Below are 25,426 nucleotides of genomic sequence, written 5' to 3' on the forward strand. Positions count from 1 at the left end.
GCGCGCCCGTCGCCCTCCGCGCGCGATGATCCACTCCGAGGCACCGATGTGGGGGAATCCAGACGTGGCGGATCCACTCACATCGCCGATCTGGAGTCGATCAAACCGTTCGGGGCGACGGTCGGTGACCGCCGCCCCGAAGCTGACGGGCGTCGGTCAGCGGGCCGCCCGGTCGGCAAGCATCCGCCGCGGGTTCCAGCGCAGCAGCCGATAGCGGATCCGGCCGGTCAGCGCCACCAGACGGCCGGAGGTGTCCGCCAGGGTGATCCGCCAGCGCAGCAGCACCGACGGAGGCAGCACGGTGGCGATCAGTCGGGTCCGGCGATCCGCCCGGGTGGCGAGCGCCCCCCGGACCGCGCGCAGAGCAGGCGGCAGCGGCTCACCGGTCAGCGGGTCCCGCGCGTACCGGGCCCGCTCCTCCGCGCGGCCGAGCAGCCGCGCCGCTCCGACCGCCGCTGTGTCATCGGCGAGAGCTTCGCGGACCAGCCGGTCCGCGGTAGCCCGGGGCGTCTCGGTCTGGTCGACCCGGACCTTGAAGTCGACGAGAGTGTCCAGCAGTTCGGCCCAGGCGGCGTGCGCGTCCGCGCGGGCGCGGCTCGCGTCCGCCTCAACCACCATCACACGCCCGCCGTCGGCCGGCTGTGCGTCGGCGGGGACGGCGGTGGCCGCCGTGGCGTCCGCCCGGCCGGCCCGCCGTCGACGCAGCGCCTGTCGACGAAGCGCCGGCACCGCCAGCAGCGCCAACAGGGCCAACACGCCCGCCGTCCACCACGGCCAGACCGGCGGCTGCTCGGCCGGCTTCTCGCCGCCGAGGGAGAGCCCGGAGTCGGTGTCGCGGTCGGCGTTGTCCGGGCCGGCCGGCCCCGCCGACGAGTCCGGACCCGTCGGGCTGTCCGTGGCGCCCGTCTCCGGGGTGGACGGCTCGGGCGCGTCAGTGTCCGGAGCCCAGGTGGACCGGGTGGAGCCGGGCACGCCGTACGCCGGGGTGGCGTCGAACGGCACCCAGCCGATCTGGTCGAAGAAGACCTCGGTCCAGGCGTGCAGGTTGAGGTTCGTCAGCGTGTACGTGTTGCCGTCGCGCTTGCTGCCATTGGTGAACCCGAACGCGACCCGGGCCGGGATGCCTGCCGCACGGACCAGCCAGGCCATGGCCGCCGCGTACTGCTGGCAGTAGCCGACCTTGTTGATGAGGAAGTTGACGATGTCCTGGCCGCTGCTGCCGCTCGCGGTGCTGAGCCGGTAGCTGAACCCGTTGTCCGCCGAGAAGTGCTGGTAGATCGCGAGCACACGGTCGTAGTCGGTGCGCTTGCCCTGGGTCAACCCCTGGACCAGCTCCTCCACCTCGGGTACCGGCGCGGGGGTGGCGGTGAACTGGCGGCGGACCGGGTGCTCGGCAGACAGCGGCCCAGCCGCCCGCAGCGCCGCCGGCGTGTACGTCGAGCGGACGTAGTCGAAGGAGTACTTACGACCCCGGGAGTTCTCCCGGTTGGAGAAGACGACCTGCCGATCGGAGTCGTAGAGCCAGTTGCCGTTGAGGTCCTTGGTGCGAACCGGCTCGGCGTACACCGGCATGAGGGACATGTTGAGGCTCTTGGTGACCTCGACGGTCGCCTGGTAGCGGGCCTGCTGCACTCCCGGGCCGGGCCGCGTCTTCGGTTCCGGCAGATCCCGGTTGGCCGGACTGCCACTGGGGCTGCGGGCCTGGAAGCCACTCGGGCGCAGCTCGTCGGCCACCGCGTAGCGCAGGTAGAAGGGGTCCGGCTCGGACGTGGTCACCTTGACCAGGTCGGCCACCTCGGACTGGTTGAGCTGGCCGGCGAGCGACGCGAACAGGTCGATCCGGCCGGACGAGCCGCCCGCGCCCCGGCCGGTGCCGCTGCCGTTACCCGTGCCGCCGGAGAGCGTGTCCAACAGTCCGCCGGTCATGCCGGGCACCGCCAGCGGCAGCGCCACGGCCACCACCACGCCGACCACGGCGAGCCGACGGCCGGCGGAGGCCAACGGCGACGCCTCCCACACGTCGACGTCACGGCCGTCGCCGGTGAACCGCCTTCCGAACCGGCGGACCCGGTCGACGTTGTCGGTGACCAGCAGCCACAGGTAACCGGCGGCGCCCACCACGAACGGGACCGGGGGGACGCTGTCCACGTAGACGGCCACGGGCACCGAGTAGATCGCGAGCATCGGCAGCCCGGCCAGCGCGGGCCGCCGCAGCCCCACCGCCAGCACGTCCACCAGCACGGCCACACCGCCGACGCCGAGCACTGTGATGAACAGCAGCGGGTCCGTGTCCGGAACTTCGACGCCGTACGAGCGCATGTCCTGCATCGAGCCGGTGAGCAGGTCCGCGAAGTGCCCGATCGTGGCCGGCATGGGCAGGAAGGCCAGCAGCTCGCCGCCGCTGGGGAACAGCCAGGTCAACGCGAGCAACAGGGCGGCCAGCATGCCGAGCACCTGGCCCCACAGGGGGGCCCGGACGAGCCGCGTCAGCGCGGCGACCCCGGCCACGACGGCGACCGTGATCGCGCACTGGACCAGCCACGTCCAGGTCTGGAAGATGGCCGACAGCGGCGCAGCGGCGAGCAGTGTCGCGGCGGCCGCCACCGCGCCGGTGTTCCGGCTGGCGGTCATGAGGGGAACCTTCCGTTCATCGCACGCCGCCGGCGACCGTCTCGGCCAGCGCGGCGCGCAGGGCGAAGCCCTGGGATCCTCGGCCGGCCTGCGGCCACAGCGCGGGCAGCCGGCTGCCGTGGTCGACACCGACCACCCGCCAGCCGCTGCGCACCATGGCGAGCACGGCAGCGCCGTGTGCGTGCTCCGCCTCGGCGCGGGCCTTCTCCGGGAGGCTCAGCCAGGTGGAGCTGTCCAACAGAAAACCGACGCAGGTCGCGCCGTTGCCCCGCAGCCCGGCCAGCAACTCGGCCTCGGCGACGCTCACCGTGCCGAACAGCCCGATGATCAGGCCGCCGTCGGCGCGCTGCCGGACCCGCTGCACCAACTCGGCCAGCTCGGCCCGCTGGTCCAGCCGCACCTCGGCCAGGTGGTCGAGCAGCACACCGTCGCCGCCACCCTCGGAGGCGTCCACGTCGGCACCCGAACCGGTGACCAGACGCAGCTTGTAGCCGGCCTGCCGCAGGTGCACGGCGACGCTCGCGGCGGCGGAGACCGACCACTCGAAACTCGCCGTCGGGCCGTCGCCCCGGTGGCCGTACGCGCGGGTGTCCAGGACGACAGTGGCCCGACTCTCCCAGGGCTGCTCCTCCCGGCGCACCATCAGCTCGCCGGTGCGCGCCGTGGACTTCCAGTGCACCCGGCGCAGGTCGTCACCGCGGCGGTACTCACGGGTCGCCGCGTCGTCCTCACCGTGCACGGCCACCGAACGCGCACGGCTGTCGCCGCTGCCCGCGTACTCCCCGGGGAGCCGGACCGACGGCAGGGGGGTGACCTGCGGGATGACCGTCAGGTGGTCGGTGCTGGGGAAGGCCCGGGTGAGCTCGCAGAGACCGAACGGGTCGGTCATCCGGACCACCAGCGGCCCCACGTCGTACCGGCCCCGCACGTCGGCGCGGACCGTGTACGCCACGGAGCTGGCCTGGTGCGCGCCCAGCCGCTCCAGCACGACCCGGGGCCGGCTGCCCAGCGCGTAGGGCAGCCGGTCCTCCAGCAGCAGGGTGCCGGTGGGCAGCCGGGAGAGGTTCTGCAGCCGCAGGACCACCCGGGAGTTGGCCCCGACCGGAACCCGGTGCGGGTCCAGCGACCGGTTGCAGGCCAGCTTGTAACGGCTGCGACCCACGTAGGCGGCGGCCAGCAGCGGCAGGACGGCCAGTAGCACGGCCACCCGGAGCAGGTCCTTCTCGCCCAGGATGACGGCCGAGATCGCCGCCGCGATCGCGGCCGCCAGGAACGAGCGCCCGCGGGTGGTCAGCCCGCGCAGCCCGGCACGCACGTCACGGCCTCCGCGGCTCGTAGGGCGCGCGACCGTTTCCGGTGGCGGGCCGGGTGTCGTAGGGGTTGCGTTGCCTGTCGTGCGGCAACGGCAGTCGGTGCACCAGCTCGGAGACGATCGCGTCGGTGGTGCGTCGGGCGAGCTGCGCGTCGGCCGTCGGGATGATCCGGTGCGCGAGCACCGGCACCGCCAGGGCCTGCAGGTCGTCGGGGAGGACGTAGTCGCGGCCCTCCAGCGCGGCGACCGCCCGTGCCGTGCGCAGCAGTTGCAGGGTCGCCCGGGGGGACGCGCCCAGCCGCAGGTCGGGGGCCTCACGGGTCGCGGTGACCAGGTCGATGGCGTACTGCTTGACGGCGTCCGCGACGTGCACCTGCCGGACGGTGGCGATGAGCTGCCGGACGATGTCCGCGTCGGAGACGGCGCGAAGCTCGTTCAGCGGATCGGTGCCGCCGTGCCCGTCCAGCATGGCCAGCTCGGCGCCGGCGTCCGGGTAACCCATCGCGATCCGGGCGGTGAACCGGTCGCGCTGCGCCTCGGGCAGCGGGTACGTCCCTTCCATCTCGATCGGGTTCTGGGTGGCGATGACCATGAACGGGGTCTGCAGCTGGTAGGTCACGCCGTCGACGGTGACCTGCCGTTCCTCCATGCACTCCAGCAACGCCGACTGGGTCTTCGGCGAGGCCCGGTTGATCTCGTCGCCGACGACCAGGTTGGCGAAGACCGCCCCGGGGCGGAACTCGAAGTCGTGGGTCTCCTGGTTGTAGACGCTGACGCCTGTGACATCGCTGGGCAGCAGGTCGGGGGTGAACTGGATCCGGCGCACCGTGCAGTCGATGGACCGTGCGAGGGCCTTGGCCAGTTTGGTCTTGCCGACGCCGGGAACGTCTTCGATGAGGAGGTGGCCCTCGGCGAGCAGGACGGCCAGGGCCAGCCGCACGGTGGCGGTCTTGCCCTCGATGACCTGCTCGATGTTGGCCACGATGGCCTCGCTGGCGGCGCGGAACTCGTCGTGCGGCAACCGGCCGCCCACCTCGTCCCAGGTCTGTTGTGTCACGGGCCTCCTCCTCGTCGCCGTCACGGCAGCTCTGTAGAGAGCACCTGGACCCGCCGTTGGGTTCGCGACGTCGAGCCTCGTATGCCGCAGGATTCTCACTGGCCTCTCAGGCTAACCATGTTTGTCGTTATCGCCGACCCCCGCAGGTAGTCCGCCGCTTACGGGCGGATATTCGCCGAGTTGGGGGATCAGGCCCGACTGCCCCCAGGCCCCAACGCCCGGTCTATCGGGGGCGTACACTGCCGAACATGGCCGGAGTCTTCCTGCTTCTTACCGGGCCGTGCTGATGCGCTGAAGGCGCGACAGCACGGCGGCCCCTCCTGCGCGAGGGGCTTTTTTGTGCCCGCCGCCGGTCCGGCCCGGTGGTGCCGAGACGAAGCGAAGCGAAGCGAGGAGAGACGATGAGTGAGGCAGCCGCACCGGCGGGCGACATTCCCCCGTTCCGGTACACCGCGGCCCTGGCCGACGAGATCGAGACCCGTTGGCAGGACACCTGGGCGCGCGAGGGCACCTTCCACGCACCGAACCCGACAGGTCCGCTGGCCGATCCGGGCCACCCCCGGGCCGGGGCGGAGAAGCTGTACGTGCTGGACATGTTCCCGTACCCGTCCGGCGCCGGCCTGCACGTCGGCCACCCGCTGGGCTACATCGGCACCGACTGCTTCGCCCGCTACCAGCGGATGGCCGGCCGCAACGTGCTGCACGCGATGGGGTTCGACGCGTTCGGCCTGCCCGCCGAGCAGTACGCGGTGCAGACCGGCACCCACCCCCGGACCACCACTGTCGCGAACATCGAGCGGTACAAGACGCAGCTGCGCCGGCTGGGGCTGGCGCACGACGAGCGCCGCTCGGTGGCGACCATCGACACCGACTTCTACCGCTGGACGCAGTGGATCTTCCTGCAGATCTTCAACTCCTGGTACGACCGCGACGCCGGCAGGGCCCGGCCGATCGCCGAGCTGATCGCCGAGTTCGAGGGTGGTAACCGGCCCACCCCGGATGGCCGGCCCTGGGCCGAGCTGAGCGTCGCCGAGCGCCGCGGAGTCGTCGACGACCACCGGCTGGCGTACGTGTCGGAGGCCCCGGTCAACTGGTGCCCGGGGCTGGGCACCGTGCTGGCCAACGAGGAGGTCACCGCCGACGGCCGCTCCGACCGGGGCAACTTCCCCGTCTTCAAGCGCAACCTGAAGCAGTGGAAGATGCGGATCACCGCCTACGGTGACCGGCTGCTGGACGACCTGGACGCGCTGGACTGGCCCGAGCCGATCAAGCTGATGCAGCGCAACTGGATCGGTCGCTCGCAGGGCGCGCACATCGACTTCCCGACCGCCCTGGCCCCGGTGCGGGTGTTCACGACCCGCCCGGACACCATCTTCGGTGCGACCTACATGGTGCTGGCGCCCGAGCACGAGCTGGTCGACGCGCTGGTGCCGGCCGCCTGGCCGGAGAGCACCAAGGACGCCTGGACCGGCGGGCACGCCAGCCCTCGGGCGGCTGTCGAGGCGTACCGCAAGGCCGCCGCCGCGAAGACCGACGTCGAGCGGCAGTCCGACAGCAAGGAGAAGACAGGCGTCTTCATCGGTGCGTACGCCACCAACCCGGTCACCGGTGGGCAGATCCCGATCTTCATCGCCGACTACGTGCTGGCCGGCTACGGCACCGGCGCGATCATGGCGGTGCCGGCGCAGGACGAGCGGGACTGGGCGTTCGCCGAGGTCTTCGAGCTGCCCATCGTGCGTACCGTGCAGCCGGCGGAGGGCTTCGACGGCAAGGCGTACACCGGGGACGGCCCGGCGATCAACAGCGCCGCGCCCGAGCGCGGCCTGGACCTGAACGGCCGGGGGATCGCCGACGCCAAGGCGGCGATCATCGCCTGGCTGGAGGCGAACGGGCACGGCACGGGCGCGGTGACCTACCGGCTGCGCGACTGGCTGTTCTCCCGGCAGCGCTACTGGGGTGAGCCGTTCCCGATCGTCTACGACGAGACCGGTGCCGCCATCGCGCTGCCGGAGGAGATGCTGCCCGTCGAGCTGCCCGAGGTGGACGACTTCTCCCCGAAGACGTTCGACCCGGACGACGCGGGCTCCAACCCGGAGACCCCGCTGTCGCGGCGGCGGGACTGGGTCGAGGTCGAGCTGGACCTGGGCGACGGGCCGAAGCGCTACACCCGGGAAACCAACGTGATGCCGCAGTGGGCCGGCTCCTGCTGGTACGAGCTGCGCTACCTGGACCCGACCAACAGCGAGCGGTTCGTCGACGCCGAGAACGAGCGGTACTGGATGGGCCCGCGCGGCGAGGGCGACTGCGGGGGCACCGACCTGTACGTCGGCGGCGCCGAGCACGCCGTGCTGCACCTGCTGTACGCGCGGTTCTGGCACAAGGTGCTGTTCGACCTGGGGCACGTCTCGTCGTTCGAGCCGTTCCGCAAGCTGTTCAACCAGGGCATGATCCAGGCGTACGCGTACACCGACTCGCGCGGCAGCTACGTGCAGGCCGAGGAGGTCGTCGAGCGCGACGGCGCGTACTACCTGGGTGACCTGACGGTCAACCGCGAGTACGGCAAGATGGGCAAGTCGCTGAAGAACGTGGTGACCCCGGACGACATGTGCGCCGCGTACGGCGCCGACACCTTCCGGGTGTACGAGATGTCGATGGGCCCGCTGGAGGTGTCCCGCCCCTGGGAGACCCGGGCGGTGGTCGGCTCGTACCGGTTCCTGCAGCGGGTGTGGCGGGCCGTCGTCGACGAGCAGACCGGCGCCCTGCGGATCACCGAGGCCCCGGCCGACGAGGCGACCCGCCGGCTGCTGCACAAGGTGATCGACGGGGTCCGTGGCGACATGGACGGCATCCGGTTCAACACCGCGATCGCCAAGCTGATCGAGCTGACCAACGGGCTGACCCGACTGTCGGCCACGCCCCGCGAGGTGGCCGAGCCGCTGGTGCTGATGGTGGCGCCGTTCGCCCCGCACGTGGCCGAGGAGCTGTGGCGCAAGCTGGGCCACGACACCTCGCTGACGTACGCGGACTTCCCGACCGCGGACCCGGCGCTGCTGGTGGCCGAGACGGTGACCTATCCGGTGCAGGTCAACGGCAAGGTCCGTGGCCGCGTCGAGGTCCCCGCCGACGCCTCCGAGGAGACCGTCCGCGCGGCGGCCCTGGACGCGGTGGCCACGGTGCTGGCGGGCAAGGAACCCCGCAAGGTCATCGTGGTCCAGGGCCGAATGGTCTCCGTGGTCATGTAACGCCTGGCATCTCTAGTCCCGTACCGGCCGGTCCGCCTGTCGACCGTGCCGGTACGGGATGCCGTGCCGTCAGCGGACGACGGCCGCCACGTCCGGCCGGCGACCGGGATGGCCGTGGCCCGCGGAGAGCTTGTCGCGCAACTGCACGGCCGCTGGATGCCCCATGCCGGTGAGGATCTCCAGAGCGCGCAGCCAGCAGTCGTGGGCGGCCGCCAAGTCGCCGAGGGCCTGGTGGTTGTCGCCCAGGTGGTGCAGCGCCAACGCCTCGTTGTAGCGATGTCCCAATTCTCGACTGAGCGCCAACGACCGCCTGAAGCAGCGGGCTGCCCGGGAGTGGCGGCCGAGATGGTGGTGGGCGTAGCCCAGCGTGTCCCAACTGTTCGCCTCCCCGACCCTGTCACCGAGCCGGCGTTGCAGGACCAGTGCCCGCTGGCAGTAGCCGACCGCCTCCCGGTACGCGCCGAGCACGCCATGGTCCCAGCCGATCGCGTTGAGCGCCCGGGCCTCCCCCGCCTCGTGCCGGTCGGCCCGGAAGAGGGCCAGTGCTCGTTCGTCGTGGCGCAGGGCGGTCGCCTGGTCACCCTCCTTTTCGTTGATCCAGCCGAGGGTCAGCAACGTCTGCGCCTGGCCGGTCCGGTCGCCGAGCTCGCCCAGCAGCGTCAGAGCCGACTGCAGGTGCTCACGGGCTGACCGGAGCCGGCCGGTCTCCGAGAAGGCCGCGACGACGTCGCGGTGTGCCTGCGCCGCAGCGGCCCTGTCGCCTCGGCGCTCGGCGGCGGCCAGCGCGCTGTGCTGTACGGCGATCAGGTCCTCCCAGCAGCCACGGCGGGACAGGAAGGTGGTCAGCGCCCACGCCAACTGCCACACGTGCCTGTCGAAGCCGTGCCGGGCAGCCAACTCGACCACCCGGATGAGAACGCCGTGCTCCTGCGCGAACCAGGTCAACGCCGAGGCGCCGTCAACCGGCTCCTGCGGGGTTACGCCCGTCTCCATCGGCGGCGGCGTGATCGGCTCCCGGAGCGGGGACAGCCGCGCGTCGGCCGTGCAGGCGCTGCGCAGATAGTGATCGACGATCCGCCGCAGGGCCGCGTGGCGTTCCTCCGCGGGCTCCAGCTCGACCAGCTCCGCCGCGTACGCCCGGAGCAGATCGTGGCAGGTGTATCTGCCAGGCGCCCGCTCCGTGACGAGTTGCGCACGGGCCAGTTCGGCGAGGGCGGGGCGTACCTGCCGCTCGGGCAGTGCGGCGAGGCTGGCGGCGGCACACACCGAGATGTCCTGCCCGGGATGCAACCCGAGTAGGCGGAACAACCGCGCTGCCGGCCCGCCGAGCGCGCGGTAGGACCAGGAGAAGACCGACCGCAGGTCGGTGGCCGGGTCGCCCACCGGGAAGCCGTCGAGGCTGCCTCGGGACTCGGTCAGTTCCCGGGCCAGCACGGCGAGGGAAAATCGTGGATGGGTCGCCGCGCGGGCCGCCACGATCGCCAGGGCCAGCGGCAGCCGGTCACACCGCTCGATGATCCCGGCCACCGCCCCCGGCTCCGTCGCCACCCGGTCGTTGCCCAGTCGGCTCGCCAGCAACTCGCGGGCCTCGCCGGCAGTGAGTAGGTCGAGGGTGACCGGATGGGCACCCTCGGCAGCCACCAGGTCGGGCAGTTGCTGCCGGCTGGTCACCACCACCGTGCACCCGGCGGCGCCGGGCAGGAGTGGGCGCACCTGACCGGCGTCCCGGGCGTTGTCGAGCACGATCAGCATGCGGCGCTCCGACAGCAGCCTCCGGTAGTGGCCGGCCCGACTCTCCGCGCTCGCCGGTATCTGCTCCGGTGGCACCTGCAACGCGTCCAGGAAGAGTCGCACCGCCTCGTCCCCGGCGACCGCCGTACCGCCCGGGTCGAAGCCGCGGAGGTTGACGTACAGGCATCCGTCCGGGAAGTCCTCGGCGAGCAGGTGCGCCAGGCGGACGGCGAAGCTGGTCTTGCCCACGCCTGCCGCACCCGTCACGAGCAGGCTCTGCCGCCGGTTCGGCGCCAGGCAGTGCCGCCGGGCCGCATCGAGCTCGGCAGCCCGGCCGACGAAGCGCGGCGGATCCGGTGGCAGCAGGCATGCTGGCGCCACCGGCGCGATTCCGCCGACCACCGCCGCGGGCGCCGGGATCGGCAGCTCGTCGCGCCGCAGGATCGCGGCGTGCAGAAGGTGCAGCTGCGGCGCGTCCATGCCCCGTTCCCGCAGCAGGGCGGTGCCCTGTCGGCAGACCTCGGCGGCTTCGTCCACCCGCTGCTCGGCGTAGAGGGCACGCGCGAGCAGGTGGCGGGCACCCTCGTCGTACGGGTCGTCCAGAACCGCGCCGGTGAGCACGTTGACGGCTTCGGCGGGCCGCCCGAGCGCGATCAGCGCCTCGGCATGACCGCGTCGCGCGGCCCGGCGCGACGCCTCGAGGCGGGCCACCTCGGGCAGAGCGAACGGCTTGTCGGCGACGTCGGCGAAGGCCGGCCCGCGCCAGCGGGCCAGTGCGGCGCCGAAGAGTTCGGCGGCGCGGGGGATCATCGCCGGGTCGCAGCCCTCCAGCAGGCGCCGCCCCTGCGTGGTCTCCTGTTCGAAGAGGTGGGCGTCCACGCGGTCGGGAGGCAGATTCAGCCGGTATGCCAGGCCGGGGCCGGTGCCGAGGGTGGCGACGATCGAGGCCTCGGCGGGCGCGGACCGGCCGGGCCCGAGGGCACGCCGTAGGTGCGAGACATGGCTGCGAAGCGTCGTCGCCGCGCCGTCGCCAGCGGTGGAACCCCAGAGGAGATCCACCAGGCGGCGGGCCAGTACCGGGCGGCCGAGCTCGATGACGAGTACGGAGAGCAGCTCCACCTGTCGCGGACCGAGCCGGATCGCTGCGCCGGCCTGTTCGGCCTCCAGCGGGCCGAGCACGCTCAGCCGCAGTTGCCCCATCCGAGATCCCCCGTGCTCGTCGTGGCCACTCGGACGCATTATATCGACCCCGACGGATCCCATGGTGCACCGGATTCGCACCCGGCTTCCACCCTGCTTCCACCGCGCGCCGGGAGAGTGTGCGCAACGGGGGGGCGGCGAAGCGCCTCCACCGGGCGTCGACAGAGCGGCGTCCGAGCAGATGAGGAGGGCACATGAAGCAAGCCTGGCAGCGCGGCCTTCGAGCCGTCATAGCCACCGGCCTTGTCGGGACCGCCGCGGTGGTCCTGTCACCAACGGCCGCGTCCGCGGCTGCATGCCGCAGCGGCACGGCCACCATTTCCGGAGCCGATCTGACGTACCAGATCTGCCCCGAGGCTTTCACCACCGGCCTCAGCTACTTCCTCGAAGACACGGCCAAGGACGGTCGCCGCGCCGAGGTGTGGATCAAAACGCCGAGCACGTCAACGGGCGGCGTGAAGCTCGACGAGGCGACCGGAGGCGTCGGTGACTGGGCCGAGGACGAGTGGTACGGCCCCTTCAGCTCCGGCGTCTACCTCAAGGTCTGCACCAGTGACGCCAACACCAACCGCCGCTGCGGCGGCTGGCTCTGATTGCCCACAGGAGGCAACCCTTGAAATCATTCCGGATGGCCGTGGTGGCCGTAGTCGCCGCCGCCTCGAGCATCTTCGTCGTGCCGGGGATCGCGCACGCCGCTGACACGCAACTGGGCATCGACGTCGGCAACATCGCCTGGGAACAGCTCAAGTCAACAAACACCGATGTGCAGTACCGCCTGAAGGAGCGCAGCGGCACGGACTGCAACTTCTACACCGGCTTCTGGGCCGACCCGAACAACGATCGCTACGACAGCTCGGGGACCGGTACCTGCGGTCCGGTGAGCCCCGGCTACATGTACCGGAACGGGTCGAAGACCTGGGACGACGTGAGGTGGCGGGCCCGGGCGTGGTGCGCCGACTTCGCGAAGTTCGCCTTCTACTGGGGCGGCGCGAAGTACACCGGGCTCACGTCCGCCGCGTCGAGTTTCCGGACTTACGGCATCAACAACGGCACCTGGCACGCCCGGGGCAGCGGCTACGTCCCGCGCAAGGGTGATGCCGCGGTCTACAACTGGGACGGTGACGCTGACCTCGACCACGTGGCCATCGTGACCTCGTACTACGACACCAGCACCGACGGCAATCACTACGTGGTCGGCGGCAACCAGTCGAACACGGTCTCCCACGTGTTGCACTCCAACTGGGAGGCAGCCGTCGTCGGCTACGCGTCGCCGGTACCGAAGTAGGATCCCGGGAACGCAACCGGCCTGTGTTCCGCGGGTCGGTTGCGTTCCCGGGTCGGTCAGCGGAGGTCGAGCACCGCCTCGATTCCGGCGCGGTGGGTGTGCAGCCAGTCCTGCCAGCGGCGTACCCCGTCGACCACGCCCGCGTCGCGCAGCCGGCGCATGCCTGGCTCGTCGCGGTCGGCGCCGGCGTCGATGCCCCGCCAGGTGGTCTCGATCTGGCCGAGCATCACGTCGACCAGCTCGGCCCGGGGCAGCGACACCGGCCGCGCTCCGGTGGCCGTGGCCTCGTAGGCGTCGCAGAGCAGGCGGCAGCGCCGACCCAGCTCGGCCGGGTCGGCGCCCTCTCCCAACGCGGCCCAGTGCCACCCGGCGAACGCCACGTCGTCGATCCGGCCGCCCGGGGCGGCCAGGTCCCAGTCGAGGAAGGCCACCGGCAGCGGCCCGGCGGGGAAGTCCCGGTACACCGTGTTCTTCGGCGACAGGTCCCGGTGGCAGACCGTCTCGGCCTCGCCGGCCAGCCCGGTGCCCGCACAGCCGTCGTGCAACCGCCGGATCAGCTCGGCCAGCCGCACCAGCGCCGGGTCGGCGAAGAAGGCCCGGTCCTCCCGGTCCCGCCACGGCACCCGCCCCCGCACGTGGCTGAGCACCTGCCGGCCGAGGGCGTCGACCCCCAGGTACCGAGGCGCGAGGTCCGCGCCGACCCCGGCCAGGTGGTGCAGGAGCGCGCCGACGAAGTCCAGGTTGGCAGGTGGCGTACGGCGCACCGTGTCACCGATCCGGACCACGTCGGTGATGAAGCCCCCAGCCAGTCGCTGCTCGCCCGGCGGGTCGGTCGGGTCGGGCATGGTCAGACCGGCATCGACCGGCGGCGTCGTTCGCCGCGCCACCACTTGTGGACGAGCACGACGCTGGCGATCAGGCCGAGGCTGGAGGGGGCGGCGGCGTACCAGTTGATGTGGCCGGGGGAGCTCACGGCCGCGCCGATCGCCGCGTAGCCGAACGCGGTCGGCGCGGAGGCGATCACACTGCCGGCCAGGAACGGCAGCACCCGCGCGCCGGTCGTGCCGTAGCCGTAGCTGACCAGCCCGAACCCGGCGATCGGCAGCAGCCGGACGGTGATCACGCCGAGCACGCTCTGCCGGGCGAACCAGCCGTCGAGGCGGGCCAGGCGCCCCCGGACCCGCTCGGCCACGAACTCCCGGCCGAGCAGCCGGCCGACAGTGAACCCGATCGCCGCCGCCACCAGCGCGGCGCCCAGGGCGTACGCGGCGCCCTCCAGCGGGCCGAAGATCGCGCCCGCGGCCAGCGTGATGAAGGTACGGGGAACCAGCGCCACCAGCAGCAGCGCGCCCCCGAGGATCGCCGCCACCGGGGCGAAGTCACCCAGCCGGTCGGCCAGCAGCGGCAGCTGCGCCGGATCCGGCCGGGGCGCCAGGAGCAGCAGCAGCCCGCAGACGCCGATCAGCAGGACGAGCAGGGCGAACCGGGCGGCCGACGGCTGCCGGAGCAGCCGCCGGACGGCTCGGATCATGCCCGGGCGGGGGCCACTGCGGCGCGGCGCTCGTTGCGCAGCCGGTCCGACCAGGTGTCGTCCAGCGGGGGGAGCTGGTGTGCCCCGGTGGCCCAGCGCAGCAGCAGGTCGGCCAGGGCCGGGTTGCGGGCCAGCGCCGGGCCGTGCGAATACGTGCCCAGCAGCTTGCCGCGCCACGCGCCCTCGGTGGCGCCGTCGTTGCCGATCCCGGTGGTGACCCGGGCGAGCGGTGCGACCTCCGGACCGAGGTGCGTGCGACCGCCGTGGTTCTCGAAGCCGGTAAGCGGGGGCAGGCCCAGCCGGGGGTCGATCTCACCGGCCAGCTCGCCGACGGCCCGGCTCTCGCCCCGGTCGGAGCGCAGGTCGAGCAGCTCCAGCCCACGGCACTGCACACCCTTGGCGAAGAAGGAGGTGCCGAGCAGTTGGTAACCGGCGCAGACGCCGAACACCACCGACCCCTGGGCGACCGCCCGGTGCAGGCCGCCGTCGGCGATCAGCCGCTGGGCGCCCAACGCCTGGGGGCCGTCCTCGCCGCCGCCGACCAGGTAGATGTCGGCGGTCGCGGGCAGCCGCTGGTCGGAGCGGACCTCCAGCACCTCGACCGGCATGCCACGCTGGCGGGCCCGGCGGGCGAGGATCAGGGCGTTGCCCCGGTCGCCGTAGGTGGACAGCAGGTCGGGGTAGATCCAGACGATGCGCAGACTCTCAGATGACACGGTCCAACTCCGCTCGGATGTCCTGGAACGCGGTGTAGTTCGCGATGACCTCCAGCCGCCCGGGCGGGACCGACCGGAGCGCGTCGTCGAACGTGCGGACGTGCTGGAACGGGACGTCGTTGACGTCCAGTCGAACCGCCAGGTCGTATGCCCGGTCGCCGGTGATCAACACCTGCCGGCCACGGAGCGGGGCGAAGTCGACGTCGTAGAGCCAGGAGGTGTCCAGACCGTCGGGGTCGCGCGCGTTGATGGAGAGGAGTGTCGGCGCCTCGTCGGCCATGTCGAAGGCCTCCAGCCAACTGGCCGGGTTCTTGGCCAGCAGCAGCCGGATGTTGCGCCCGTCCTTGTCGACCTGCGCGTACCGGCCGGCCACCGAGGTGACGATGCCGAGGCGGGACACCGCGTCGACCGGGCGCACGCCGAACTCGGCGGCCACCGCCAGCGCGGTCGCCGCGTTGCCGAGGTTGACCTTGCCGGGTAGTTGGAGGGAGACCTTGTGCCAGGCGCCGGTGGGGTCGAGCACGCCCTCGTCCTCGACGACCCAGTGCGGCTCCGGCCGGCGCAGCGCGCAGCCCGTACACCACCACTGCTCGCCGGAGCGCTGGATCGTGGAGCCGCACTCCGGGCAGACCCAGGAGTCGTCGTGCCAGCGCTGGCCGGCGCTGAACCAGGTCACGTGCGGCGGGTTGATGCCCCGGGCGGGGTCACCCGGCGGGGTGGCGGCCCACACCACGAGCGGGTCGTCGGCGTTGGCCACCACCCGTACGTTCGTGTGCCGGACCAGGGCCGCGCGCCAGAGCTGCGCCATCATGGCGACCTCCTTGGCGCGGTCGAGCTGGTCGCGGGAGAGGTTCAGCAGCGCGACCACGTGCGGCTCGGTCGCCTCCAGCACCTGGGCCAGGTAGTGCTCGTCGACCTCCAGCACCGCGTACGGGGTGCTGCCGGCCTTCGCCAGCGCAGAGGTGTGCCCGCTGGGCATGTTGGCGCCGAAGGAGTTGGTGGCGACCCGGCCGAGCACGCCGACCGCGGCGGAGGTCAACCGGGTGGTGGTGGTCTTGCCGTTGGTGCCGGAGACGAGCGCGATGGCGCGTCCGGCCGACAGGTGCGCCAGCAGGTCCGGGTCGATCTTCAGCCCGATCCATCCGCCGATCACCGATCCGTCGCCACGGCCGGCGGCCCGGGAGAGCGCCGCGGCGGTCCGTGACACGGAGCTGGCCACCTTGGCCCGTAGGGGCATTTTCGCGTCCGTCACGCGAGCGAGGTTACCGGACCGCCCGCCTCACCAGATCGCCGCCGACGGTGAACCGTTCGGCCGTGGCATCCGTGCGGGAAGGCGGATCGCGCTCCACCGGACGGAGTCGATCTATGTCGGAAAGCGGACCACGCCGGGCGGGCGCTGGCGCCCTCCACTCCGCTCCACCCCGTGTGACGTGCGGTTTTGCAGGCGGATCGGACGCGCCACGCGGGCGAATCTGGTTGCAGGTGGAGGGAAGTGGAGTAAGGTGGGGCCCAATGGTGAGGCCGGGAGGGCTCACCGGCCCGGGGGGTCAGCGGCGCCGCGAACGCCGCTCAAGGGCGAGGGGGTAGGGCCGGATGTTCCTCGGCACCCACACTCCGCGCCTGGACGACAAAGGCCGGTTGATCCTTCCGGCCAAGTTCCGGGATGAGCTGGCGGGGGGTGTCGTGGTCACCAAAGGGCAGGATCGTTGCCTCTATGTCTTTCCGACACCCGAGTTCCAGCGGATCGCGGAGCAGTTGCGCGCGCAGCCGATGACGCACAAGGCGGCCCGGGCCTACAGCCGGGTCTTCTTCGCCAGCGCGCACGACGAGGTGCCGGACAAGCAGGGCCGCGTGACGATTCCGGCGCATCTTCGCCAGTACGCCGCGCTCGACCGTGACCTGGTGGTCATCGGCGCGAGCACGCGGGTGGAGATCTGGGACAGGGTCGCCTGGGAGACCTACCTCGCCGAGAGCGAAGACGACTTCGCCGACATCGAGGAGGGGGTGCTGCCCGGCGGTCTGTAGGGCGGAACGGCGCCCGACGTACTGCGAGATCTCCAGCCGCTTTCGAGTTCCTGGCACCCCTTCCCCGGTGCCAGGCGCACGATCCAGTCATCGGGCGACGGTCCGGTGTCAGGCGGGAGCGGATGGGGATCTGGCGGTACGACGGCAGCGCCGTCGCCACGGCAGGCGCGCGAGAAGAACGGACGTTTCAACCAGTGGGGGTCAACATGGGGGAGTTGCGCGGCACGCACGTGCCGGTGCTGCTCGAGCGGTGTCTCGAGCTGCTGGCCCCCGCGCTGGGTCGAGGCGGCCGGACGGTGCACGTCGACGCGACGCTCGGCCTGGCCGGGCACGCGGAGGCGGTGCTGGAGGCGCACCCGGAGACGGTCCTGATCGGGCTCGACCGGGACACCGAGGCGCTCGCCCACGCGCGGGTCCGGCTGGCGCGGTTCGCCGACCGGGTGCACCTGGAGCACGCCGTCTACGACGAGCTGCCCGAGGTGCTGGAGCGGCTGGGCTATCCGGGCATCGACGGGATCCTGTTCGACCTGGGTGTCTCGTCGCTGCAACTGGACGCGCCCGACCGCGGGTTCGCCTACGCCCAGGACGCGCCGCTGGACATGCGGATGGACCAGACGCGGGGGGTGACCGCCGAAGAGGTGGTCAACACGTACGCCCATCCGGATCTGGCCCGCGTGCTGCGGGTGTACGGCGAGGAGAAGTTCGCCGGCCGGATCGCCTCGGCGATCATCCGGGAGCGGGAGCGCACCCGGATCACCTCGTCCGCGCGGCTGGCGGAGCTGGTCCGGGACTCCATTCCGGCACCAGCGCGACGAACGGGCGGGCACCCGGCAAAGAGAACGTTTCAGGCTTTACGGATCGAGGTAAACAGAGAGCTGGCAGCGCTGGAGACGGCGCTGCCGTCCGCGCTCGACGCCTTGACCGTGGGTGGTCGCATGGTGGTCCTGTCCTACCACTCGCTGGAGGACCGGCTCACCAAGGTGGCGCTCGCGGACCGGGTCCGCAGTAAGGGCCCGATCGACCTCCCGGTCGAGCTGCCCGGGTCCGGTCCGACGTTCCGGCTGCTCAGCCGGGGCGCGGAACTACCCGGGGAGGCGGAGGTCGCCGCGAACCCGCGTGCCGCCTCCGTGCGGCTGCGGGCAGCGGAACGACTCGACCCGAACGCGACAGAGCAGGGGCGGACCGACCGCGAACGGTCCCGCCGCAGGGTGAAGGGGATGCACCAGCCGGGCACGGGGTCAGCCTGATCCGTGGGGGATCAGGGGCGCCGGCCCGGTAGAGGGACGGATGTTGAGGGGGAGGGGACATGAACATTGACAAGCGCGACCGCCGGGACGTCACCGGCGGCGGGCAGCGCGCACCGCGGTCGGGGGGCCGGACCGCGGCGGAGCGAGCCCCGCGCGTGGGGAACGGTACGCCACGCATCGATCGAGTCAACCGGCAGGGGGAGACTCGCGCCCGGGGGGCGCGCGAGTTCCCGACCCAGGGCAGCGCCGCGCTGCGTCCGGCCGAGAAGGCCGGCGCGGCGGCGACCGCTCGCTCGCCCCGGCTGCGGGTGGCGCCGCCGCCGCCGGTGTCGGTGCCGCGTGCGCCGTTCGCGGCGCTGATCGTGGTGCTTGTCGTCGGCGGGGTGCTCGGCATCCTGGCGGTCAACACCAAGATCAATGAGAACGCGTTCCGACTGGAGAAGCTGCAGCAGCAGCAGTCCCGACTGGACCTGGAGAAGCAGCAGCTCGACAAGCAGATCGCCGACGCCAAGGCGCCGGGCAACCTGACCGCCGAGGCGCGTCGCCTGGGCCTGGTGGACGCCGGTGAGCCGGCGTACATCCGGATGCCGGACGGCAAGCCCATCGGCGTGCCGAAGCCGGCGACCGGCGAGCCGTCGGTCACCAGCCAGGGCGCGGGAGGCTGACCGGTGTCACCGAGGTCGGACGAGCCGCGCCGGGATCCCACGGGGTCCCGGCGCGGCTCTTCGCGTGCGGCCGGTTCGGCCGACGATGAGTCGCGGGCCGGCGAGCAGGGCATCGGGGGCATCTCCGGCGCCCGGGCGTACACCCCGAGGGGTCGGACCGTCCGCGAGGGCACACCGGCGCGCGGTGGGGCCGCCGAGCAGCGGCGTACCCCCCGTAGCACCCGGTCCGGCGACCCGTTCCGGCCGGCGTTGCAGGTGCTCGACGGCGGCCGGGCCGCCGCCCGATCGGGCCGGCGGGACGCGCCGGCGGCCGGCCGGGGCGGCGTCGTGCGGACCGTCGCGCCGCGCACCCCGCGCGGCCCGGCCGGCGACGAGCCGCCGCCGCGCCGCCGCACCACGCCGCGCGCGCCCGGCCGCGCCGACCGACCGGCGGCCCGCCGGCCGTCCCGCAAGCCGCCGCGCCCGCCCAAGCTCGCCGACCCGCGGCTGCGGCTGCGCCTGGGCACCGTGCTCACCCTGACGCTCTTCGCCGTCATCGGCGTGCGGTTGATCTTCCTGCAGGCGGTCGACACCCCGGCGTACGCCGGTGGTGGCGTCGCCGACCGGACCCGCACTGTCGAGTTGCCCGCGCCGCGCGGCGCGATCTACGACTTCCGGGGCGAGCCGCTGGCCCACAGCGTTGAGGCGCGGTACGTGTTCGCCGACCCGACCCTGATCGAGGACCGGACCAAACCCGGGTGGATCGGCGCCGACGCCACCGCGAAGGCGCTCTCTCCGCTGCTGGGCATTCCGGCGTCGAAGCTCATCGAGCTGATGAAGCCCCGCAAGCTGGAGAACGGCGTCCAGTCCCGTTTCGAGTACCTGGCCCGGGGGGTGGAGATCCCGACGGCCAAGCAGGTGCAGGCTCTGGACCTGCCCGGCATCTGGGTGCACCGCGACGAGCGCCGGGAGGTACCCGGCGACGACCTGGCGGCCAACCTCATCGGCTTCACCAGCCAGGACATGGTCGGGCTGGAGGGGTTGGAGGCCCGCTACGACGATCTGCTCGCCGGGCAGGACGGCAAGCGGGTGTACGAGGCAGGCCTCGGTGACCTCGCCGCGCCGATCCCGGGCGGCTACAGCAAGACGACCCCGGCCAAGCCGGGCAGCTCGCTCACCCTCACCATCGACCGTGACCTGCAGTTCCGCACCCAGCAGATCCTCAGCGCGGGGATGGCGGGGCAGCGGGGCGCGACAGCCGCCGCCGTGATCATCGACGTGGCCACCGGCGAGGTACGGGCGCAGGCCAGCGATCCCACCTACAACGCCGCGAAGCCGGGAGACAGCGACCCGGTCGCCCGGGAGGACGCTGCGACCAGCTTCGTGATCGAGCCGGGCTCGGTGCACAAGGCCATCACCTACGCCGCGGCGCTGCAGGAGGGGGTGATCACGCCGGGCACCACCTTCCCCATCGCCAACGCCATCAAGAAGGGCGACACCTGGTTCCCCGACACCCACCCGGCCAACGGCCGGAAGATGAGCGTGCCAGGGATGCTTGCCTACTCGTCGAACGTCGGCGCCATCACCGTCGGCGACCGGCTCGGCCGGGACCGGCTGATCGACTACCAGAAGCGCTTCGGGCTGGGCAAGCCCACCGGCGAGGGTCTGCCCGGCGAGGCCAGCGGGCGGCTGCTGCCGGCCGACGAGTGGAGCGAGTCGTCGCGCGGGTCGGTGCCGATCGGGCACAGCGTCGACGCCACCCCGTTGCAGATGGCCGCCGCGTACGCCACCATCGCCAACGACGGCACGTACGTGCAGCCGCACCTCGTGAAGGAGACGATCGGCCCGGACGGCAAGCGCACCCCCGGGCCGGCGCCTGTCACCCGCTCGGTGCTCAGCCCGCAGAACGCGGCGGCCCTGCGCACCATGCTGGAGGCGGTCACCACTGTCGAGGGCGCCACCGGCACCCTGGCGGCGGTGCCCGGCTACCGGGTCGCCGGCAAGACCGGCACCGGCTGGCGTCGGGTCGACGGCAAGAGGCAGCCGGGCGAGGTGTCCTCCTTCATCGGCATGGCTCCCGCCGAGAAGCCCCGGTACGTGATCGCTGTCTTCGTGTACGCGCCAGGTGGTGGGGGCGCGGCGATCGCCAACCCGGCGTTCCGCGACATGATGCAGTTCACGCTGCGTCACTACCGCGTGCCGCCGTCCGCGAGTGGTTCCGCACCCAAGTTCGTGGTCTATCCGCGCTGAGCAGCGCGGGCGCGACATCATCGGTGAGTGCCGACGAACCACCGGGGCGGCTGTGCGGCCGGAACCGGACGACCGGGTAGGGTCTGACGCCGTGCCCGGCAATCCACGTCCACGTACCGTGACCGGCGTCCGGCTCGGTGACCTCGCCGTCCGGCTCTCCGTCGACCTCCCGGCGGACGCCGCCGACGTGGTCGTCACCGGTGCCACCCACGCCAGCCAGGAGGTCCGCCCCGGCGACCTGTATGCGGCCCTGCCCGGCACCCGCCGCCACGGCGCGGAGTTCGCCGTCGGCGCCGCCGAGGCAGGCGCGGTGGCGCTGCTGACCGACCCGGCCGGCGCCGAGTTGGCGGCGGCGAGCGGCCTTCCCGCCCTGGTCGTGCCCGACCCGCGCGCGGTGCTCGGCGAACTGGCCTCGGCGGTCTACGGCGACCCGACAGCCGCGCTCACCGTCATCGGCGTCACCGGCACCGCCGGCAAGACCTCCACCGCGTACCTGGTCGAGTCGGGATTGCGCGCCGCCGGGCACACCACCGGGCTGATCGGCACCGTGGAGACCCGGCTCGGCGACCTGGTGATCGACAGCGTGCGGACCACCCCCGAGGCCACCGACCTGCACGCGATGCTCGCCACCGCCCGGGAGCGGGGGGTCACGGCCGTGGTCATGGAGGTGTCCAGCCACGCCCTCGCCATGGGCCGGGTCGGCGGGGTGCGCTTCGCCGTGGGCGGGTACACCAACTTCGGCTCCGACCACCTGGACTTCCACGCCGACAGCGCGGACTACTTCGCCGCCAAGGCGCAGCTCTTCGACGGCCGCTGCGCGGTCGAGGTGCTCAACCACGACGACCCGGCACTCAAGCCGCTCTACAAGCCGGCGACGGTCAGCTACTCGGCGCTCGGCGACCCGACCGCGACGTGGTGGGCCGACGGCGTCGACGGCGAGGGGTACGCCCAGCGGTTCACCGCGCACGGCCCGGACGGCCTGGCGCTGACCGCCGGGGTGGCGCTGCCCGGGCGGCACAACGTGGCCAACGCGCTGCTGGCGATCGCCGCCCTGGTGGGCGCCGGGGTGGACCCGACGACCGCGGCGGCCGGCGTGGCCGCCTGCGGTGGCGTGCCCGGCCGCCTGCAACTGGTCGACGTCATCGGGCCGGTGCGCGGGGTGGTCGACTACGCGCACAAGGCCGACGCGATCGTGGCCGCGCTCGCCGCGCTGCGCGAGCTGAGCGCCGGTCGGCTGATCTGCGTGATCGGCGCCGGCGGGGACCGGGACCGGGGCAAGCGCCCGGTGATGGGCGCCGCCGCGGCCGAGGGAGCCGACGTGGTGCTGGTGACCGACGACAACCCGCGTACCGAGGATCCGGCCCAGATCCGCGCCGAGGTGCTCGCCGGGGCGTACCGGGCCGGCACGGCCGCCCGGATCATCGAGGTGTCCGGTCGCCGGGACGCGATCGACGAGGCGGTCCGGCTGGCCGAGCCGGGTGACGTGATCGCGCTGCTCGGCAAGGGCCATGAGCGGGGCCAGGAGGTGGCGGGCGAGATGTTCCCGTTCGACGACAGCACCGAGCTGGCCGACGCGCTGCGGGCCCGCTTCTCCGACCGGGCGGGTCAGCGGTGATCGCGCTGACCCTGGCCGAGGTGGCCGCAGCGGTGGACGGGCGGCTCGTGCACGCCGACCCGGCCGCCACCGTCACCGGTTCGGTCGAGTTCGACTCGCGCAAGGTCGGGCCCGGTTCGCTCTTCGTGGCGTTTCCTGGGGAGAAGGTCGACGGGCACGACTACGCGGCGACGGCGCTGGCGGCCGGAGCGGTGGCGGTGCTCGGCACCCGCGAACTGCCCGACGTGCCGATGGTGCTCGTCGACGACGCCCTGACCGCGATGGGCCGGCTGGCCCGCGCGGCGGTGGCCCGGCTGCCCGAGCTGACCGTGATCGGTGTGACCGGCTCCTCGGGCAAGACCACCACGAAGGACCTGATCGGCCAGCTCACCGCCCGCCTCGGCGCCACGGTGGCCCCGCCCGGGTCGTTCAACAACGAGCTGGGCCACCCGTACACGGCTCTGCTGGCCGGGCCGGACACCCGCTACCTGGTGATGGAGAAGGGCGCCCGCGGGATCGGGCACGTGCGCTACCTCTGCGAGCTGGTGCCGCCCCGCATCTCGGTGGTGCTCAACGTCGGGACGTCGCACATCGGCGAGTTCGGCTCCCAGGACAACATCGCCCAGGCCAAGGGTGAGCTGGTCGAGGCGCTGCCGGCCGAAGGGCTCGCCGTGCTGAACGCCGACGACCCCCGGGTGGACGCCATGGCGGCTCGCACCCGGGCCCGGGTGGTCCGCTACGGCGAGGCGCCGGACGCCGACCTGCGCGCCGAGGACGTCACGCTCGACGAGCGGGGGCACCCGTCGTACACCCTGGTCACGCCGGAGGGGCGGGTGCCGGTGCGGCTCGCGTTGACAGGCCGTCACCAGGTCGGCAACACCCTCGCCGCCGCCGCGGTCGCCCGGGAGCTGGGCATGCCGCTGGCCGACCTGGCCCCGGCGCTCGGCGCGCTGGGGCTGAAGTCCACCCGGCGGATGGACGTCTTCGACCGGCCCGACGGGGTGACGGTCATCGACGACTCGTACAACGCCAACCCGGCCTCGATGACGGTGGCGCTCCGGGCGCTCGCCAGCCTCGGCCGGGAACGGCGTACCGTCGCGGTGCTCGGTTACATGGCCGAGCTGGGCCCGTTCGAGCGCGACGGCCACGCCGAGGTCGGCCGACTCGCGGCCGAGCTGGGTGTCGACCGGCTGCTCGTGGTGGGCGAGCCGGCCGCGCCGATCCATGAAGGCGCGACAGCGGTAGTGAACTGGGGAGGAGAGTCGGTGCTGCTCACCGATCAGGCGGCGGCCGTCGAGGTGCTGCGGGGCGAGCTACGGCCGGGTGATGTCGTCCTGGTCAAGGGCTCCCGGTATCGGACCTGGGAGGTGGCCGACGCCCTGCGCGCCGATGCCGCCGAGGAGGCCAGCCGATGAGGGCGGTAATCGTCGCCATCGGGGTGGCCTTCCTCGTCTCGCTGTTCTGCACGCCGATCGCGATCAAGGTGTTCACCCGGCTCAAGGCCGGCCAGCCGATCCGGTCCGACGGCCCGGCCATGCACCAGGGCAAGAAGGGCACGCCCACGATGGGCGGCGTGGTCTTCATCCTGGCCACGGTGATCGCGTACGTGGCCGGGCACCTGGCGCTGACCACGCTGCCGGACCTGCAGATCGCGCAGGTGGAGCCGACCATCACCGCGCTTGTGCTGCTGGGGCTGATGGTCTTCTCCGGCGCGGTGGGTTTCCTCGACGACTTCCTCAAGGTGCGCAAGCGCAACAGCGCCGGTTTGAACAAGCGCGGGAAGCTGCTCGGCCAGATCCTGGTCGGCGCGGTCTTCGGCGTGGTGGCGCTGTACTTCCCGAGCACGATGACCGACGCGACGGGCGCGAAGACCAACACCGAGACGGTGGGCAGCACCACGCTGAGCTTCATCCGGGACATCGACGCCCTGGAGGTCAGCAAGATCGGTGCGGTGATCATCTTCATCTTCGTGGTGATGGCCGCCACGAACGGCGTGAACCTCACCGACGGTCTGGACGGTCTGGCCACCGGCGCATCGGTGATGGTCCTCGCGGCGTACGCGCTCATCGCGTTCTGGCAGTACCGGCACTGGTGCGCCGACCCGAGCTACAAGCAGCCGTACTGCTACTCCGTCCGGGACCCGCTGGAGATCGCGCTGATAGCCGGGGCCGCGGCCGGGGCATGTGTGGGCTTCCTCTGGTGGAACACGTCCCCGGCGCGGATCTTCATGGGTGACACCGGGGCCTTGGGCCTGGGCGGCCTGATCGCCGGCATGGCGATGTCCACCCGGACGATCCTGCTGCTGCCGATCATCGGTGGGCTCTTCGTGATCATCACGATGTCCGTGGTGATCCAGATCATCTCCTTCCGGACCACAGGTAAACGTGTGTTCCGCATGTCGCCGTTGCAGCACCACTTCGAGTTGGCCGGCTGGAGCGAGGTCAACATCGTGGTCCGGTTCTGGATCATCGCCGGCATCGGTGTCGCCATCGCCCTGGGCCTGTTCTACAGCGAGTTCCTCGCCAACATGACCTGATCCACCCCGTCCGGTCGGCCATTCGGCCGGCCGGCCCGGGTGGTGCGCTGTGCATGTCGCCGACGAATCCCGACACGCCGGTGCGTCGTTGTGGGCCTGTCGGGCGTGCCGAGCGGTGATGATGTCCGGGTGGGGGAGGAACCAGGCACCGAGGACAGGACAGCCGGTCGGCCGCGACGGTCACCGGGCACGGCGCGAGCGGCCGAGCCCGGCCGCGCGGGGCGTGAGCCCGAGCGCGTGGCGCGTGAGACCGACGGCGCGGCCCGCGAGTCCGGCCGTGCGGTCCGCGCGGCGGATGGCGCGGCTCGCGAGGCGGACGGCGCGGCGCGCGAGCCGGGCCGGGGAGCGCGTGAGCCCGATCGCGCGACGCGTGCGCCGGAGAGCGTCGCTGCCGTCCCGCTGCGCGGGCTGGATCCGGCCGGCGG

18 protein-coding genes are annotated in these 25,426 nt (G+C 72.6%); 10 read left to right on the forward strand and 8 right to left on the reverse strand.

Annotation, left to right across the window (positions count from 1 at the left end):
- Window positions 1-156: 156 nt before the first annotated feature.
- Genes ACGFIE_RS19345 through ACGFIE_RS19355 form a run of 3 tightly spaced genes read right to left on the reverse strand, consistent with a single transcriptional unit; the run spans window position 157 to window position 5,000 of the window.
- Window positions 157-2,631 (reverse strand): transglutaminaseTgpA domain-containing protein, encoded by a 2,475-nt coding sequence (locus ACGFIE_RS19345; protein ID WP_393296326.1) that lies wholly within the window; start codon window positions 2,629-2,631, stop codon window positions 157-159.
- A gap of 16 nt (window positions 2,632-2,647) precedes the next feature.
- The gene (locus tag ACGFIE_RS19350) at window positions 2,648-3,946 is read right to left on the reverse strand and encodes a DUF58 domain-containing protein (protein WP_393296328.1); all 1,299 of its coding nucleotides are present in this window, start codon (window positions 3,944-3,946) and stop codon (window positions 2,648-2,650) included.
- A 1-nt stretch (window position 3,947) separates the two neighbouring features.
- Window positions 3,948-5,000, reverse strand: a complete 1,053-nt coding sequence (locus ACGFIE_RS19355) for a MoxR family ATPase (RefSeq protein ID WP_363683020.1) — start codon at window positions 4,998-5,000, stop codon at window positions 3,948-3,950.
- Window positions 5,001-5,401: 401 nt separating this feature from the next.
- On the opposite strand from ACGFIE_RS19355, the gene leuS reads away from it, so the two are divergent.
- On the forward strand, window positions 5,402-8,242 hold the full coding sequence (leuS, locus tag ACGFIE_RS19360) for a leucine--tRNA ligase (protein WP_393296331.1): 2,841 nt from the start codon (window positions 5,402-5,404) through the stop codon (window positions 8,240-8,242).
- Between the two features lie 69 nt (window positions 8,243-8,311).
- Here the strand turns inward: leuS and ACGFIE_RS19365 are convergent, their stop codons facing one another.
- Window positions 8,312-11,173, reverse strand: a complete 2,862-nt coding sequence (locus ACGFIE_RS19365) for a BTAD domain-containing putative transcriptional regulator (RefSeq protein ID WP_393296333.1) — start codon at window positions 11,171-11,173, stop codon at window positions 8,312-8,314.
- 194 nt (window positions 11,174-11,367) lie between these two features.
- On the opposite strand from ACGFIE_RS19365, the gene ACGFIE_RS19370 reads away from it, so the two are divergent.
- Window positions 11,368-11,766 carry a hypothetical protein gene (locus ACGFIE_RS19370; protein ID WP_393296335.1) on the forward strand — a complete coding sequence of 133 codons (399 nt, stop codon included), beginning with the start codon at window positions 11,368-11,370 and terminating at the stop codon, window positions 11,764-11,766.
- 20 nt (window positions 11,767-11,786) lie between these two features.
- Entirely contained in the window at window positions 11,787-12,458 is a 672-nt protein-coding gene (locus ACGFIE_RS19375; RefSeq protein WP_393296337.1) for a CHAP domain-containing protein, read from the forward strand.
- 56 nt (window positions 12,459-12,514) lie between these two features.
- Here the strand turns inward: ACGFIE_RS19375 and ACGFIE_RS19380 are convergent, their stop codons facing one another.
- From ACGFIE_RS19380 to ACGFIE_RS19395, 4 genes are read right to left on the reverse strand one after another with little or no spacing between them, the layout of a single operon-like run.
- Complete coding sequence (locus ACGFIE_RS19380; protein WP_393296339.1) at window positions 12,515-13,303, reverse strand: phosphotransferase; 789 nt, start codon at window positions 13,301-13,303, stop codon at window positions 12,515-12,517.
- A 2-nt stretch (window positions 13,304-13,305) separates the two neighbouring features.
- A complete protein-coding gene (locus ACGFIE_RS19385; RefSeq protein ID WP_393296341.1) occupies window positions 13,306-13,989 on the reverse strand; it encodes a TVP38/TMEM64 family protein in 684 nt (227 codons plus the stop codon).
- Entirely contained in the window at window positions 13,986-14,705 is a 720-nt protein-coding gene (locus ACGFIE_RS19390; RefSeq protein ID WP_393296343.1) for a type 1 glutamine amidotransferase, read from the reverse strand. Before ACGFIE_RS19390 ends, ACGFIE_RS19385 begins: the two co-directional genes overlap by 4 nt.
- A complete protein-coding gene (locus ACGFIE_RS19395) occupies window positions 14,695-15,942 on the reverse strand; it encodes a MurT ligase domain-containing protein (protein ID WP_363683607.1) in 1,248 nt (415 codons plus the stop codon). The genes ACGFIE_RS19390 and ACGFIE_RS19395 overlap by 11 nt, the downstream gene beginning before the upstream one ends.
- A gap of 356 nt (window positions 15,943-16,298) precedes the next feature.
- On the opposite strand from ACGFIE_RS19395, the gene mraZ reads away from it, so the two are divergent.
- The 7 genes from mraZ (at window position 16,299) to mraY (ending at window position 25,001) form a co-directional block, all read left to right on the forward strand.
- Window positions 16,299-16,730, forward strand: a complete 432-nt coding sequence (gene mraZ, locus ACGFIE_RS19400) for a division/cell wall cluster transcriptional repressor MraZ (RefSeq protein ID WP_363683012.1) — start codon at window positions 16,299-16,301, stop codon at window positions 16,728-16,730.
- 206 nt (window positions 16,731-16,936) lie between these two features.
- Entirely contained in the window at window positions 16,937-17,977 is a 1,041-nt protein-coding gene (rsmH, locus tag ACGFIE_RS19405; protein WP_393296422.1) for a 16S rRNA (cytosine(1402)-N(4))-methyltransferase RsmH, read from the forward strand.
- A gap of 59 nt (window positions 17,978-18,036) precedes the next feature.
- Window positions 18,037-18,642 (forward strand): hypothetical protein, encoded by a 606-nt coding sequence (locus tag ACGFIE_RS19410; RefSeq protein WP_393296345.1) that lies wholly within the window; start codon window positions 18,037-18,039, stop codon window positions 18,640-18,642.
- Window positions 18,643-18,645: 3 nt separating this feature from the next.
- Window positions 18,646-20,871, forward strand: a complete 2,226-nt coding sequence (locus tag ACGFIE_RS19415) for a penicillin-binding transpeptidase domain-containing protein (protein WP_393296347.1) — start codon at window positions 18,646-18,648, stop codon at window positions 20,869-20,871.
- Between the two features lie 52 nt (window positions 20,872-20,923).
- Window positions 20,924-22,486: a UDP-N-acetylmuramoyl-L-alanyl-D-glutamate--2,6-diaminopimelate ligase gene (locus ACGFIE_RS19420; RefSeq protein WP_393296349.1), complete on the forward strand. Its 1,563-nt coding sequence runs from the start codon at window positions 20,924-20,926 to the stop codon at window positions 22,484-22,486.
- Entirely contained in the window at window positions 22,483-23,880 is a 1,398-nt protein-coding gene (gene murF, locus ACGFIE_RS19425) for a UDP-N-acetylmuramoyl-tripeptide--D-alanyl-D-alanine ligase (RefSeq protein ID WP_393296351.1), read from the forward strand. Before ACGFIE_RS19420 ends, murF begins: the two co-directional genes overlap by 4 nt.
- Window positions 23,877-25,001, forward strand: a complete 1,125-nt coding sequence (gene mraY / locus ACGFIE_RS19430; RefSeq protein ID WP_363683002.1) for a phospho-N-acetylmuramoyl-pentapeptide-transferase — start codon at window positions 23,877-23,879, stop codon at window positions 24,999-25,001. The genes murF and mraY overlap by 4 nt, the downstream gene beginning before the upstream one ends.
- Window positions 25,002-25,426: the final 425 nt, after the last annotated feature.

It is taken from the genome of Micromonospora sp. NPDC049275 (genome assembly GCF_043197115.1).
In the GTDB taxonomy this organism is placed as follows: Bacteria; Actinomycetota; Actinomycetes; order Mycobacteriales; family Micromonosporaceae; genus Micromonospora.

What these genes read in the sequence shown, in the direction of transcription:
- ACGFIE_RS19370 (WP_393296335.1), top strand. Translation starts at nt 11,368, where the DNA reads ATGAAGCAAGCCTGGCAGCGCGGCCTTCGAGCCGTCATAGCCACCGGC.
- ACGFIE_RS19345 (WP_393296326.1), bottom strand. Translation starts at nt 2,631, where the DNA reads ATGACCGCCAGCCGGAACACCGGCGCGGTGGCGGCCGCCGCGACACTG.
- ACGFIE_RS19410 (WP_393296345.1), top strand. Translation starts at nt 18,037, where the DNA reads ATGAACATTGACAAGCGCGACCGCCGGGACGTCACCGGCGGCGGGCAG.
- leuS (WP_393296331.1), top strand. Translation starts at nt 5,402, where the DNA reads ATGAGTGAGGCAGCCGCACCGGCGGGCGACATTCCCCCGTTCCGGTAC.
- ACGFIE_RS19385 (WP_393296341.1), bottom strand. Translation starts at nt 13,989, where the DNA reads ATGATCCGAGCCGTCCGGCGGCTGCTCCGGCAGCCGTCGGCCGCCCGG.
- ACGFIE_RS19365 (WP_393296333.1), bottom strand. Translation starts at nt 11,173, where the DNA reads ATGGGGCAACTGCGGCTGAGCGTGCTCGGCCCGCTGGAGGCCGAACAG.
- ACGFIE_RS19395 (WP_363683607.1), bottom strand. Translation starts at nt 15,942, where the DNA reads ATGCCCCTACGGGCCAAGGTGGCCAGCTCCGTGTCACGGACCGCCGCG.
- rsmH (WP_393296422.1), top strand. Translation starts at nt 16,937, where the DNA reads ATGGGGGAGTTGCGCGGCACGCACGTGCCGGTGCTGCTCGAGCGGTGT.
- mraY (WP_363683002.1), top strand. Translation starts at nt 23,877, where the DNA reads ATGAGGGCGGTAATCGTCGCCATCGGGGTGGCCTTCCTCGTCTCGCTG.
- ACGFIE_RS19380 (WP_393296339.1), bottom strand. Translation starts at nt 13,303, where the DNA reads ATGCCCGACCCGACCGACCCGCCGGGCGAGCAGCGACTGGCTGGGGGC.
- mraZ (WP_363683012.1), top strand. Translation starts at nt 16,299, where the DNA reads ATGTTCCTCGGCACCCACACTCCGCGCCTGGACGACAAAGGCCGGTTG.